Source organism: Saccharopolyspora shandongensis (assembly GCF_900106995.1).
In the GTDB taxonomy this organism is placed as follows: domain Bacteria; phylum Actinomycetota; class Actinomycetes; order Mycobacteriales; family Pseudonocardiaceae; genus Saccharopolyspora; species Saccharopolyspora shandongensis.
Window position 1 is genome coordinate 28,322 of record NZ_FNOK01000057.1, and the last position, 13,092, is coordinate 41,413.

Annotated in this window: 12 protein-coding genes; 7 read left to right on the forward strand and 5 right to left on the reverse strand. The window is 71.9% G+C overall.

Features of this window, described 5'->3' with window-relative positions:
* Positions 1-19: 19 nt before the first annotated feature.
* Positions 20-1,042: a phosphotransferase enzyme family protein gene (locus tag BLW84_RS37565; protein WP_093275814.1), complete on the forward strand. Its 1,023-nt coding sequence runs from the start codon at positions 20-22 to the stop codon at positions 1,040-1,042.
* On the opposite strand, the gene BLW84_RS37570 is transcribed toward BLW84_RS37565, so the two are convergent.
* Positions 1,039-1,863 carry an MOSC domain-containing protein gene (locus BLW84_RS37570; RefSeq protein ID WP_177226913.1) on the reverse strand — a complete coding sequence of 275 codons (825 nt, stop codon included), beginning with the start codon at positions 1,861-1,863 and terminating at the stop codon, positions 1,039-1,041. The two genes, BLW84_RS37565 and BLW84_RS37570, sit on opposite strands and share 4 nt — an antisense overlap.
* A gap of 145 nt (positions 1,864-2,008) precedes the next feature.
* A complete protein-coding gene (locus tag BLW84_RS37575; protein WP_093275758.1) occupies positions 2,009-2,491 on the reverse strand; it encodes an NUDIX hydrolase in 483 nt (160 codons plus the stop codon).
* A gap of 180 nt (positions 2,492-2,671) precedes the next feature.
* On the opposite strand from BLW84_RS37575, the gene BLW84_RS37580 reads away from it, so the two are divergent.
* Positions 2,672-3,718 (forward strand): DNA polymerase IV, encoded by a 1,047-nt coding sequence (locus BLW84_RS37580; protein WP_093275817.1) that lies wholly within the window; start codon positions 2,672-2,674, stop codon positions 3,716-3,718.
* A 100-nt stretch (positions 3,719-3,818) separates the two neighbouring features.
* Here BLW84_RS37580 and BLW84_RS37585 read toward each other — a convergent pair whose 3' ends face one another.
* Entirely contained in the window at positions 3,819-4,304 is a 486-nt protein-coding gene (locus BLW84_RS37585; protein ID WP_093275760.1) for an Lrp/AsnC family transcriptional regulator, read from the reverse strand.
* Positions 4,305-4,436: 132 nt separating this feature from the next.
* Here BLW84_RS37585 and BLW84_RS37590 point away from each other — a divergent pair, with 132 nt between their 5' ends.
* The gene (locus tag BLW84_RS37590) at positions 4,437-6,749 is read left to right on the forward strand and encodes a transketolase-like TK C-terminal-containing protein (RefSeq protein ID WP_093275762.1); all 2,313 of its coding nucleotides are present in this window, start codon (positions 4,437-4,439) and stop codon (positions 6,747-6,749) included.
* Positions 6,750-7,131: 382 nt separating this feature from the next.
* On the opposite strand, the gene BLW84_RS37595 is transcribed toward BLW84_RS37590, so the two are convergent.
* Positions 7,132-7,758: a TetR/AcrR family transcriptional regulator gene (locus tag BLW84_RS37595; RefSeq protein WP_093275764.1), complete on the reverse strand. Its 627-nt coding sequence runs from the start codon at positions 7,756-7,758 to the stop codon at positions 7,132-7,134.
* Between the two features lie 90 nt (positions 7,759-7,848).
* Between BLW84_RS37595 and BLW84_RS37600 the strand changes: the two genes are divergently transcribed.
* Positions 7,849-8,673, forward strand: a complete 825-nt coding sequence (locus BLW84_RS37600; RefSeq protein ID WP_245761661.1) for an oxygenase MpaB family protein — start codon at positions 7,849-7,851, stop codon at positions 8,671-8,673.
* A 3-nt stretch (positions 8,674-8,676) separates the two neighbouring features.
* On the opposite strand, the gene BLW84_RS46780 is transcribed toward BLW84_RS37600, so the two are convergent.
* Entirely contained in the window at positions 8,677-8,919 is a 243-nt protein-coding gene (locus tag BLW84_RS46780) for a hypothetical protein (RefSeq protein WP_143061240.1), read from the reverse strand.
* A 252-nt stretch (positions 8,920-9,171) separates the two neighbouring features.
* Between BLW84_RS46780 and BLW84_RS37605 the strand changes: the two genes are divergently transcribed.
* The 3 genes from BLW84_RS37605 (at position 9,172) to BLW84_RS37615 (ending at position 13,080) form a co-directional block, all read left to right on the forward strand.
* Positions 9,172-10,890, forward strand: a complete 1,719-nt coding sequence (locus tag BLW84_RS37605; protein WP_093275766.1) for a TIGR03767 family metallophosphoesterase — start codon at positions 9,172-9,174, stop codon at positions 10,888-10,890.
* A 65-nt stretch (positions 10,891-10,955) separates the two neighbouring features.
* A complete protein-coding gene (locus BLW84_RS37610; RefSeq protein WP_093275768.1) occupies positions 10,956-11,831 on the forward strand; it encodes a universal stress protein in 876 nt (291 codons plus the stop codon).
* 121 nt (positions 11,832-11,952) lie between these two features.
* Entirely contained in the window at positions 11,953-13,080 is a 1,128-nt protein-coding gene (locus BLW84_RS37615; protein WP_093275769.1) for an NDMA-dependent alcohol dehydrogenase, read from the forward strand.
* The last annotated feature ends 12 nt before the right edge of the window (positions 13,081-13,092 follow it).

The window sequence follows — 13,092 nt, forward strand, 5'->3', positions numbered from 1 at the left end:
CGCGTGGTTAGGTGCGGTCATGTCCGACATCGCCGCTGCTGAGCGCCTGCGGGCGTGGGTTCGGGAAGACTTCGGCATCGACCTCGTGGCGATCGATCCGGTCGGCAGCGGTGCGGACGTGGCAGCCGAAGTCGGGCGCGGGACTTCCGCGGCGGGGGAGCGGTACGCAGTCAAGTGGAGCGGCGGCGGCACGACGGCGGGGCTGGCGGTGTCGGCGTGGCTCGCCGGGCGCGGAGTGCCGGGCGTCGCCGGTCCGGTGCCGACGCGTGGCGGCGGGTTGTGGAGCGAGCGCGCGGGGCGCCGGCTGTCCCTGGCGCCGTGGGCGTCCGACGAGGGCGCGCTGGATGGCGGGATGACGGCAGAGCACTGGGAGGCTTATGGAGCAATGCTCGCGCAGGTTCACAGCATGCCGGTGGCGGAGGCGCCGGAGTCGCTGCCGCGCGAGGAACACACGCACGAGCGCTGGGCATCGGCGGTGCGCGTGCTCCACGGCGAGTGCACCTCCGACGAACTTCCGGACGACCACCTCGTCCGCTCCCTGGCCGCGGAGTGGCGATCGGCGGCGGACCGCATCGCGGCGCTGCTGACGCACGCCGATGCCCTGGGGCGGAAGCTCCGCGCCCAGTACGCGCCCGAAGTGGTCTGCCACGGCGACCCGCACCTGGGGAACGTGCTGCTGCGCGGTGCGGACGTGTCCCTGATCGACTGGGACGACGCGGTCCTCGCCCCGCGCGAACGCGATCTCCTGTTCGCGATCGGCGGTGTCCTGCTGCCGTTCGCGCCGGTCAGCCGGCAGGAGCAGCAGTGGTTCTTCGCCGGGTACGGGCCGGTGGACGTCGACCCGCACCGCCTGGCGTACTACCGCTGCGTGCGCGCCTTGGAGGACCTCGCCGTCCCGGCCGCGCAGGTGCTGGAGAACCGCGCCCCGGAGGCCGAGCGAGCGGACGCGCTGTCGCTCTTCCGAGGCGTGGTGTCGTCCACCGGCCTCGTCGGGCTCGCCCTCGCCTCGGCGGGGAACGGTTCGACGGCGGTCACGAGCTAGATCTCGGCTTCACCCCAGGCTTCGACGACGACCTTGTCGCCGACGGACAGCCTGCCCGGTCGCACGACCGCGAACTTGGTGCCGAAGGCGATTCCCGCATCCGCCCGCCGGTACCGGGCGAGGGTGCGCAGCGGCTGCGGGCCGGCTCGGCGACCGGTCTCCTGGTCGACGGTCGTGACGGCGCAGCGGATCGCGAGCTTGGCGTAGCCCAGCGCCGCTTCGCCGATCGAGATCGTGCGCGCCAGGTCTTCGGTGTGCGGGTCGGCCCAGCCGCTGATCACGATGTTGGGCCGGAACCGGTTCATCGGCAGCGGCGCCGAACCGTCCTCCGCCAGCCGCTCGTTGAGCAGGTCCAGCGACGCCGTGGAGATCAGGTGCACGGGGCAGCTGTCGGCGTAGCCGGACGTCCCGGGCGTCGCGCCGTCGGTCACGCGGTCGTGCTCGGGCGCGACCCGCACCAGCCTGCTCCGCGTCCCGAGCAGGTCGGAGAACCACTCCGCGGCGGCGTCGCCCTGGTCGATGCCCAGGTACGGCACGCCGAACAGGTCGACCGGGCGGCGGGCGCCCGTGCTGTTCACGGCGACGGTCAGCGGGTCGGTTCCCGGCGCCGAGAGGCTCAGCAGGTCTCCGTCGACCTGGGGTCGGGCCAACGCGAGCCGGGGATGCCTGCGCTGGGTCCGGTAGGTGCCGTCGAGGTCGACGACCATGAACGCGCGGTCGTGTTCGAGCCCGGCCGGCGTCAGCGCGGAACCGCTCGTCGCGATTCCCGCGCATCCCTTCACCGGATAGCTGATGAGAGCGGCGATCTCGCCTGGCGCGATGAACGTGATGACGCACCTCCTCGGTCAGGAGGCGCCCTTGTGTCCCTTCGCGTCGGCGGCCAAGCGTGGCGGGCATACCCCGTCGCAGCGCCTCTCGACCGCGTCGTTGAGCAGCTTGCCGATTCGCGGCCTCGTCGTCAACGGGTTATCGCGGCAGGCGGCCGGTGCTGCGCAGCAGGTCGAGCAGGCGGTCGACGAACTCGGCCTGGGCCGGGTTGAGCTTCTCGCGGGCGGTGTCCGGATCGCACCACAGGGCCCGGTCGACCTCCGGGAAGCTCTGGCGGCGGCCCGACTTCGGCGGCCACTCCACCTCGAACTCGTTGCTGCGCAACGTGGTCGGGTCGAAGTCGCCCTCGACGGCCCAGGCGGTCACGAGCTTGCCGTTGCGCTGCTTCACCTCGCCCAGCGGCGACAGCTCGCGGTCGGTCAGCGGCATGCCGGTCTCCTCGGCGAATTCCCGGACCGCCGCCGACCGCGCGTCCTCGTCGGGCTCGTGCTCGCCCTTCGGGATGGACCAGGCACCGGCGTCCTTCTTCCGCCAGAACGGGCCGCCCGGATGCACCACGAGGACCTGCGGAGATCCGTCCTCGACCTTGAACAGCAGGATGCCGGCGCTTCGCTTGCTCACGCCACCAGTGTCGCGCACCCGGTCGGTGCCGCCGCACGGTGTCCGATATGGATGGTGGCGCGAGGTTGTCCGGTTTCGGATATGCCGGGTGCGGGGCGGGCCGCCATCCGCACCGCCACGCAGGACGAGTCCGGAAAAGGCTCTCTGGCGCAAATCCCGAAACCCGTCGATGCTGGCAGCGTGGAACGGGTCGTGTTGCACGTGGATCTCGATCAATTCATCGTCGCCGTGGAGCTGTTGCGGCATCCAGAGCTGCGCGGGCGGCCGGTGCTCGTCGGTGGCTCCGGCGACCCGAAGCAGCGCGGCGTGGTGGCCGGGGCGTCCTACGAGGCCCGCGAGTTCGGTGTTCGCTCCGGCACGCCGCTGCGCACCGCGGCGGCCCGCTGCCCGGAGGCGGTGTTCCTGCCCGCGGACCGCGAGACCTACCTCGCCGCGTCCGCCGACGTGATGGCGGCGCTGCGGGAGGTCGGCGGCGTCCTGGAGGTCGCCGGGTGGGACGAGGCGTTCATGCTGGTCGACACCGAGGACGCCGAGCTGACCGCGCGATCGGTGCAGCGGCACGTGCGGGAGCGCACCGCGCTCGCGTGCTCGGTGGGCATCGGCGACAACAAGCTCCGCGCGAAGCTGGCCTCCGGGCTGGCCAAACCGGCCGGGGTGTTCCGGTTGGACATGTCGAACTGGGTCGAGGTGATGGCGCACCGGCCGCCGGAAGCGCTGTGGGGCGTCGGCGCGAAGACGGCGAAGAAGCTCGCCGCGCGCGGCATCGCCACGGTCGGCGACCTGGCGCGGACCGCGATGGCGGACCTCGCGGGCGAATTCGGCCCCAACATCGGGCCGTGGCTCGTCGCGCTCGCGCACGGCTACGACTCGACCCCGGTCACCGACGAGCCCTACCAGGCCCGCTCGCACGGCCGGGAGGTCACCTTCCAGCAGGACCTGCGCGACGACGCCGAGATGCGCTCGGAGATCACCCGCCTCTCGCACGTCGTCGCGGACGACCTGGCGGCCGAGGACGTCCTGGCCCGCCGTGTCGTGGTGAAGGTGCGGGATTCCCGCTTCGCCACCCACACCCACGGCGTGTCCCTCCCGGCCCCGACGCGGGACGCCGAAGCCATCGACGGCGCGGCGCAGAAGGCCCTCGGCCGGTTCCCGCTGGACCGCCCGGTCCGCCTCCTCGGCGTCCGGGCCGAGATCGCCCGAGCAGCGCCGGAACCCGCTGACCGGTAGCTCCGGGTCCGCTGCACGTTCCGCCAGGTAAGGCCCGTGCGTACTTTGTGTCGCTATGGCAGCAAGAAATGCACACGGGTCCTGACCAGGCGAAACCCGGCTACTTCTGCTCGCGTTCGGCGAGGGCCTTGCGCAGCAGCGGGGTCAGGCGGAAGTCGACCATGCTGCGCATCGCCAGCGCGAAGTTGGTGCGCTCCACTCCCGGCGTCGCCAGGACCTGCCCGGCGATCCGGTACAGGTCGTCGGCGTCGACCGCGACCACCCGCACCAGCAGGTCGGTCGCGCCGGTGAGGCCGAAGACCTCGACGACCTCCGGGATCTGCGCCATCGACTCGGCGAGCTCGCCGAGCATCTGCTGGGTGACCTGCACGGTGATGAACGCGGTCAGCGGGTGGCCGAGCGAGGCCGGGTCGATGCGCCGCTCGAACGACCCGAGCCTGGGCTCCAGCTTGGCGAGCCGGGCCTGCACCGTGTTGCGGGACAGCCCGACGCGTTCGGCCAGCGCGACCACCGTCGCGCGCGGCTCCTCCCGCAGCGCCAGCAGCAGCCGGATGTCCACCTCGTCGAGCGTGTCAGCGCTGGGCACAATGCTCACCTCCGTCCGCCCGCACCGAGCCGTGCCGGTGCAGAATGCGCAAAATCGGGTCCACAACTTGTGCATTGATTGTGCTCTTGATGTTCTCCTTGAAGCAATGTGGCAACTTCCCGAGGAGGCGCGATGACCAGCGCGGCACCGGTCCAGGCGGCGACGGCCGAATCCCTGCGCGAGGTCGAGCAGCGGGTGCTGTGGCTGTCGGCCGCGATCGTCGACCACGCGAACCGGGTGCGGCCCAACGTCTCGGGGCTCAAGGTCGGCGGGCACCAGGCGTCCTGCGCCTCGATGGTGTCGATCATGACGTCGCTGTACTTCGAGCACCTGACCGCGGCGGACCGGGTCTCGGTGAAGCCGCACGCCTCGCCGGTGCTGCACGCGATCAACTACCTGCTCGGCGAGCTCGACGAGTCGCACCTGACCACGCTGCGCGAGTTCGGCGGCCTGCAGAGCTACCCGAGCCGCACCAAGGATCCCGACCCCGCGGACTACTCGACGGGCTCGGTCGGTCTCGGCGCCACCGCGCCGATCTGGGGCGCGGTGGCCCGCCGCTACGTCGACAGCCACGTCGGCGGGGCGGGCACCGGGCGGCAGTACTCGCTGCTGGGCGACGCCGAGCTGGACGAGGGCGCCTGCTGGGAAGCGATCATGGATCCGACCGTCGCCGACCTCGGCGAGATCGTCTGGATCGTCGACCTCAACCGCCAGTCCCTGGACCGGGTCGTGCCGAACATCGCGGCCAACCGCCTGCAGGGCATGTTCGCCGCCGCCGGCTGGCAGGTGCTCACATTGAAGTACGGGCGGCTGCTGGAAGAGCTGTTCGCCCGGCCGGGCGGCGAGGCGCTGCGGGCGCGCATCGACGGCATGAGCAACCCGGAGTACCAGCGGTTGCTGCGCTGCACACCGGAGCAGCTGCGCGAGCGGCTGCCCGGCGCCGACGGCGGGGAGATCGCGCGGCTGCTGTCCGAAGTGGACGACGAGGCGCTGGCCGCGGCGATCCGCAACCTCGGCGGGCACGACCTGGCGGCGCTGGACGGCGCTTTCCGGGCCATCGACGACACCCGGCCGACCGTCATCTTCGCTTACACCATCAAGGGATACGGCCTGGCCAGCGAGGGGCACCCGCAGAACCACGGCTCGCTGCTGAGCGCCGAGCAGATGCAGCAGCTCGCCGAGAACGTCGGCGCCGACCTGAACGACCCGTGGCACCGCTTCGCGGCCGGCAGCCCGGCGGGGCAGCGGTGCTCCGACGCCGCCGCGCGCCTGCGCCGCCGCGAGCGCCCGCAGGTGTCGGCGCCGGAGCTGCCGGCGGACATCGGCCGGACGCCGACCGGCACCACGACCACGCAGGCCGCGCTCGGCCGCGCGCTGCTGGACCTGACGCGCGGCGCGCCGGAGGCCGCGGCGCGGATCGTGACGCTGGCGCCGGACGTCAGCTCGTCGACGAACCTGGGCGGCTGGCTGAACAAGGTCGGCGTGTGGTCGCCGACGGAGCGGGTGGACTGGTTCGCCGACGACGCCGAGACCATCCTGCACTGGCGGGAACGCCCGGCCGGTCAGCACATCGAGCTCGGCATCGCCGAAACGAACCTGGTCGGGCTGCTCGGCGAGCTCGGCGCCACCTGGAGCCGCTGGGGCCAGCCGCTGCTGCCGATCGGCGTGGTCTACGACTGCTTCGTCGGGCGCGCGCTGGAACCGTGGTCGTTCGGGATGTACGCGGGCGGCCAGTCGATCCTGGTGGGCACGCCCTCGGGCGTCAGCCTCGCGCCGGAGGGCGGCGCGCACCAGTCCGTGATCACGCCGTCGATCGGCCTGGAGCAGCCGGGCCTGACCAGCTACGAGCCGGCGTTCGCCATCGACACCGAGTGGTGCCTGCTGGCGTCGCTGGCCCGCCTCGGCAGGCCGGACGGCGGCTCCGCCTACCTGCGCCTGTCGACCCGGCCGGTCGACCAGACGCTCGCGGCGGTGCCCGCCGACCCGGCGGCCCGCGAACGCCGTCGCCGCCTGGCGATCGGCGGCGCGTACCCTCTGCGCCGCCACGAGGCGCCGGAGGTGACGCTTGCGGCGATGGGCGCGCTGGTGCCTGAGGCGCTGGCGGCCGCCGACCGGCTCGAAGCGCAGGGCGTCGGCGCGGACGTGGTGTGCGTGACCAGCCCGGGCCTGCTGTTCGAGGCGTTGCGGGCGCGTCAGGGAGCCGGTGGCTCCGCGGGCATCCTGGACCAGGTCTTCCCGGCGCACCGGGCGACGCCGCTGGTGACCGTCCTAGATGGACACCCGCACACGCTGGCGTTCCTGACGGGGATCAACCGGGTTCGCGCGGCCCACCTCGGCGTCACGAACTTCGGCCAGTCGGGCGCCCTGGAAGACGTCTACCGCTACCACGGCCTGGACGCGGACACGATCGTCCGCACGGCCCTCGACCTCACCGACCACGCCTGACCGAGGTGCTCACGTGGGTCCGCGATTTCAATTGAGGTTTTTCCAACCTCGTTCTGCGTGGCGGTGCGGGTGGCGGCCCCCCTGCGGGAGTTACAGCGCCCGCCTGGCTGTGGGTGCCCTGACTTATGTATGCCCAATACACGGCGTCAGGGCCGTCCTCGCCGGAGGAACCCCAGAGGGGTGGGCTCCGTGAACCCGCGGCGGTGCCAGTTGCGAGGGTGGGCCCGAAAGCGCCTGACGGCGCTTGGCGACCGCACGCACTCAGGCGCAGGTCAGGCGCCGCGGCTGCGGTACCCGACCAAGATGAAAAACCCTCGTTGAAATCGAACCTTCGGCCTCAATGGAAATCGCGGCTCGACCTCGGGTGCTCGGGAATTCCCGGTCAGGTGGCGAATCCTGCTGCTATGGCCAGGAAGATCTCGGTGCAGTGGTCGATGAGGCGGGGTTCGTCGACGTCCAGGGTGCCGTCGAGCCACGCCGTCAGCGCCTGGGCCAGGCCGCCCACGATGAAGTGCGTCGTGAGTTCGAGGTGCGGGGTTCCGGTGATGCCGTAGAAGTCCTTGGCCTGGCCGCCCAGCAGCGCTGCGAACAGCCTCGATGAGTCCAGGCGGCGCTGCGCCAGCAGGGGACTGGAGAGCGAGATCGAGAACAGCAGCCGGCCGCGCCTCGGGTCGTGGGCGATCGTGCGGACGATGTTCTCCAGTCCCGTCCGGACCTTGGCCCGTTCGCCCGGCGCCGCCGCCGTGACCGCGTCGAGCGTCGTCGTGGCGAGGTCGTCGACGACGTGGTCGTACACCGCCGCCGCCAGCGCGTCGCGGTCGGCGAAGCTCTCGTAGAAGTAGCGCGTCGCCAGGCCTGCCCGCTGGCACGCCCCGCGCACCGTCAGGGTCGGGCTGTCGCCCGGCGCGCCGAGCAGGTCCAGTCCGGCCTCGATGAACTGCGCCCGGCGCTCGGCCTGGCGGTCATCGCCCTGCACTCCGCCGTAGACCCGCAGTGGAGACGTGCTCATCCGCCCATCTTGACAGATCTCCGAGATCGCTGTTCCCTATCTGGGAACGGGCGTGTTCAGAAATGGGCCTCGGTGCGGAGGGCGGCGGCGGTGGCGGTTTCGGCGACGAAGGTCAGGCGGATCGAGGACGCGGTGCTCGGTGTCGGCCTGCTGGCCGGCAACGCGAACGTGATCATGCAGCTGGCCCGCCCCGGGGTGGGGTACGGCGTGGTGGAGAGCAGGGTCGAATCCGGCCAGCTGTTCCGGCACCCGGTGAAGCGGACCCGCACGACCCTGGCCTACCTGGTGGTCGCGGCGATGGGCACCGATCAGGAGAAGGAGCTGTTCCGGCGCGGGGTGAACCGCGCGCACGCGCAGGTGCGCTCGACGGATGCCAGCCCGGTCGCCTACAACGCCTTCGATCCGGACCTGCAGCTGTGGGTCGCCGCCTGCCTGTACAAGGGCTTCGAGGACAACTACCGGATCTTCTTCGGCGAGCCCGACGCGGCGACCGTCGAGGCCTTCTACCGCGAGGGCGCGGTGCTGGGCACGACCCTGCAGGTGCGGGCGGAGGCGTGGCCGCCGGACCGGGCCGCGTTCGAGGAGTACTGGGCCGAGTCGCTGGACCGCATCTCGATCGACGACACCGTGCGCGCCTACCTCTACGACGTGACGATGCTGGCCTGGCTGCCGCGCCCGGTGGCGCTGCTCTTCGGCCGCTTCAACAGGTTCGTGACGACCGGGTTCCTGCCGGAGCGGTTCCGGGAGGAGATGCGGCTGCCGTGGAACGGCCGGGACCAGCGCCGGTTCGACGCGTTGATGTCGGCGCTGGCGGCGATCGTGCGGCGGGTGCCGCCGGTGGTGCGCCGGTTCCCGTTCAACCTCGTCCTCTGGGACCTGCGCCGTCGGATCAGGACGGGCCGCCCGCTGGTCTGACCCTCAGCAGGATCCGTCGGCGACGGTGGCCGCGAGGGTGTACGAGTACGTCGACAGCCGGCCCGCTTCGCCGACGTGGTGGCGGCGACCGTCATGCACACCGCGGCGTCGTCGGCGCTGATGGTGTAGCGCTCCACGGTCACCTGGCCCTCGTGCTCCACGGCACCACCGCAGCGCGCGTTGATCGCGGAAGCCGAGCGCCGCGACCCCGATGGCGGCGAGCAGGGTGAGCGCGGCGAAGAGCATCGGCGTTCCTCCGGGTGCGGCCTTCGCCGGTCGTCCTCGGCGGTCGCTTGCCGGTGCGACGCAGCCCGCGCGCTCGCGGTTCCCACTGATCAGCGGTCGGCCACTGTGGACTCGCGTCCGGTGCCCGGGCGGTCGGTTCGTCGGTCTTCGTTCTCCTGATCGTCACCTGCTCGGGGGTGTCCTGCGTCCATCAAACATGAAAGATTTTCTGATCAGTTGGTTGATCAGGGACGCAAGGACTGGGAACTAGACATGGCAGGGATGAGCAGGCGCGGTTTCCTCCGGGCCGCGGGCATCACCGGAACCGTCCTCGGCAGCGGCTTGCTCGGCGCCGGCCCGGCGCTCGCCAGGGGCGCCAACCCGAGGGTGGTCAACTCCGCAGGGACGACCTTGCAGCGCACGGCCGTCGCCGCGCCGGGCAGCGGCTACCGGCGCCTGGTGGCCGGTCCGGGCTGGTCGCAGGTGGTGCGCACCGACCTGGTCGAGGGCCGCGCGGGCCGGGACGATCGCCGGGTGCCGATCGCCTCCTTCGTCCAGTTCACCGACATGCACCTGGTGGACGCGCAGAGCCCGGCGCGGTTCGAGTACGTGCACCCGCTGACGGGTGGGGCGTGGCGCCCGCAGGAGACGCTCGGCGCCCTGGCCGCGGCGCACCTGGTGCAGCGGGTCAACGCCCTGCCGGGCGGGCCGGTCACCGGCCGGCCGCTGGACTTCATGATCACCACCGGCGACAGCACCGACAACCACGAGCAGGCCGAGCTCGACTGGTACTTCGGGGTGCTCAACGGCGGGCGGCTGGCGCAGAACACCGGCGACCCCGACAACTACGAAGGCGTGCAGGACTCCGGCGACCCGCTGTACTGGCACCCCGAAGGCGGCGTCGCGGACCGGTTCCGCGAGCGCGGTTTCCCGGTGCTGGACGGGTTCTTCGCGGACGCGCTCCGGCCGTTCGACAGCCCCGGGCTGCGCATCCCGTGGTACGCGGTCTTCGGCAACCACGACAACACCGTCGTCGGGACGGTGCCGGACGAGCTGATCCCGGGCCTGCACAACTGGTACACCGGCTCGTGCAAGATCATCGGCCGGGACGAGCGCGAGACCCGCGAGGTCGCGGCCCTCCTGCGCGGCGACCGGCAGCGGTCGGCGCTGGCGGTGGAAACCCGCAGCGGCATCATCCGCACCGTCACGCCTGACGAGCGCCGCCGGCCGTTCAAGACCGAGGAGTTCGTCCAGGCCCACCTGGACCCGGCCAACACCGGGCCGGGGCCGGTCGGCCACGGCTTCGACGCCGACCACACCGAGCCGTACTACACCTTCCAGATCGCGCCCGGCGTCACCGGCATCAGCCTGGACAGCACGAACACCGCAGGCTTCGCGGAAGGCTCCCTCGGGCTCGCCCAGTACCAGTGGCTGGAAGATGTGCTCACGCGCGGCAGCTCGGAGTACTACGACGCCTTCGGGCGCAAGCAGCGGCAGTCCGCGTCCGACGAGCTGTTCGTGCTGTTCAGCCACCACACCAGCGAGTCGATGACGGCGCTGCTGCCGGACTTCCGCAGGCCCGGCGAGATCCGCAAGAGCGGCAGCGCGGTGGTGCGGCTGCTCAAGCGCTTCCCCAACGTGCTGGCCTGGGTCAACGGGCATACCCACCGCAACGCGATCACGCCGCACCACGCCGACGATCCGGCGTGCGGGTTCTGGGAGATCAACACGGCGTCCCATGTGGACTTCCCGCAGCTCGCGCGCGTCATCGAGCTGGTCGACAACGGCGATGGCACGCTGTCGCTGTTCACCACGCTGATCGAGGCCGACAGCCCGTACCAGGTCGACTACGACGACCGCTCGCCGGCGGGCCTCGCCTCGCTGTACCGGGAGCTGTCGTTCAACGACCCGCACACCGACCTCGCGCAGCTCGGCGAGCCCGGCGACCGCAACACCGAGCTGTTCGTCGCCGGACGCGTGCCGACCCGCTGAGCGCGCGCCCCGAGGGCTCCTGGACCACCCTGGTGTCGTGACGCGACAGGCACCGGGAGGCTGAGATGGACGGCGGACCTGTGGTCGTGGGCGTGGACGGCTCGGCGGTCGCGCGCAACGCCGCGCGCTGGGCGGCGCGGGAGGCGGTGCGCCGGCGGGTCGGCCTGCGGATCGTCTACGCGGACGCGGCCGCGCAGTCAGGACCGGCGGAAGGGTACCGGTTGAGGGAGCACCGCCTCCGCGACGAGGTCGCCCGCTGGCTCGCGGCGAGCACGGACGCCGCGCGGGAGCAGGAACCCGAGGTGCCCATCGACGCCGCGGCCGTGCCGGGCACGGCGGAGAAGGTGCTCATCGCGGAGTCCGAGCAGGCCGGGCTCCTGGTGGTCGGGGATCGCGGCTTCGGCGGGTTCACCGGTCTGCTGGCCGGGGCGGTCGCGGTGAAGGCCGCCGCGCACGCGCGTTGCTCGGTGGCCGTCGTGCCGGACACCGGCGAGCCGCTGACCTTCCCGGTGACCGGCCCGGTGGTGGCCGGGGTGGACGATGCCCGGTCCTCGGAGCAGGTGCTGGCGCATGCCTTCGCGTTGGCGGCGTCCCGGGCGGTGCCGGTGCACGTCGTGCACGCCTGGGAGGTGGTCGGGATCGACCTCAGGTGGCTGCGGGCGCGGCTGCCCGAGGAGGAGGTCAGCGAGAACGAGCAACGGTTCGTCGCCGAGGCCGTGGCGGGCTGGGGCGAGCGGTTCCCCGACGTCGAGGTGCGGCGGTTCGTCAGCCACGGATCGCCCACCGGGGAACTGCTCGCCCATGCCGCGGAGGCCCAGCTCGTCGTGGTCGGCGCCCGCGGCCGGGGCGGCGTCGCGGGCGCCCACCTGGGCTCGACGAGCCACAAGCTGATCCACCATTCGCCCTGCCCGGTGCTCGTCGTCCGCGACCACCCGCGGTAGGAATCCCCTTTCCGCACAAGTGAGTTCCGCTCCGGTGATCGCCTCTTGACGGCGTTCCCCGGATTTTCCATGCTCGGGTGGCCAGATGTGACCTTGACGGCCATTCGACGAGGAGTGGGACATGAAGACCAAGGCTGCAGTGCTGCACGGCCCCGGCGAGGACTGGGAAATCGAGGAGATCGACCTGGGTGACCCGGTGGCCGGCGAGGTGCAGGTGCGGCTGGCGGCCTCGGGGCTGTGCCACTCCGACGAGCACTTGCGCACCGGCGCGAGCCCGGTCGCGTTCTACCCGGTGGTGGGCGGCCATGAGGGCGCCGGGGTGGTCACGAAGGTCGGGCCCGACGTCACCGGCATTGCGGAAGGCGACCACGTCGTGCTCGCGTTCATCCCCGGCTGCGGGGCGTGCCGGGCGTGCGCGCGCGGGATGCAGAACCTCTGCGACGCGGGCGGGAGCCTGCTGACGGGCAAGGCGATTTCCGATGGCACGCACCGGTTGTCGTTGCGTGGCAAGCCGATGGTGCCGATGTGCCTGCTCGGGACCTTCGCCCCGTACGTGACCGTCAACCAGGCGTCGGTGATCAAGATCGAAGACGACGTCCCGCTGGACAAGGCCGCGTTGCTGGGCTGCGGCGTGTCCACCGGCTGGGGCTCTGCGACCGAGGTCGGCAACACCCGCGCCGGCGACACCGTGGTGGTCGTGGGCGTCGGCGGCGTCGGCATCAACTCGGTGCAGGGCGCGGCGGCTGCCGGGGCGCGCTACGTGATCGCGGTCGACCCGGTGGCGTTCAAGCGGGAGAAGGCGCTGGAACTCGGCGCCACGCACGCGTTCGAGTCGATGGCCGACGCGGCGGCCGCGGTCGGCGAGCTGACCTGGGGGCAGAACGCCAACACCGTCATCCTGACCAAGGGCGAGGTCGGGGGCGACGACCTGCAGCCGGCGCTGAGCATGACGGCCAAGGGCGGCCAGGTCGTGGTCGTCGGCATGGGCCACTACCAGCAGACCGATGCCAAGGTCAGCCTTTTCGAGCTGACGCTGCTGCAGAAGCGCGTGCAGGGCGCGATCTTCGGCGGCGTCAGCCCGCGCACCCAGATCCCGCGGCTGCTGGAGCTCTACCGGCACGGCACGTTGAAGCTCGACGAGCTGGTCACCAACACCTACCGGCTGGAGGACATCAACGCCGCGTACCAGGACATGCGCGACGGCAAGAACCTGCGCGGCGTGGTCATCTACGGCGACGCCGACCACTGATCGCTGCGGCCG

Excerpts from the sequence above, each read along its gene's own strand:
- BLW84_RS37605 (WP_093275766.1), top strand. The coding sequence starts at position 9,172 with ATGGCAGGGATGAGCAGGCGCGGTTTCCTCCGGGCCGCGGGCATCACC.
- BLW84_RS37595 (WP_093275764.1), bottom strand. The coding sequence starts at position 7,758 with ATGAGCACGTCTCCACTGCGGGTCTACGGCGGAGTGCAGGGCGATGAC.
- BLW84_RS46780 (WP_143061240.1), bottom strand. The coding sequence starts at position 8,919 with ATGCTCTTCGCCGCGCTCACCCTGCTCGCCGCCATCGGGGTCGCGGCG.
- BLW84_RS37610 (WP_093275768.1), top strand. The coding sequence starts at position 10,956 with ATGGACGGCGGACCTGTGGTCGTGGGCGTGGACGGCTCGGCGGTCGCG.
- BLW84_RS37590 (WP_093275762.1), top strand. The coding sequence starts at position 4,437 with ATGACCAGCGCGGCACCGGTCCAGGCGGCGACGGCCGAATCCCTGCGC.
- BLW84_RS37565 (WP_093275814.1), top strand. The coding sequence starts at position 20 with ATGTCCGACATCGCCGCTGCTGAGCGCCTGCGGGCGTGGGTTCGGGAA.
- BLW84_RS37615 (WP_093275769.1), top strand. The coding sequence starts at position 11,953 with ATGAAGACCAAGGCTGCAGTGCTGCACGGCCCCGGCGAGGACTGGGAA.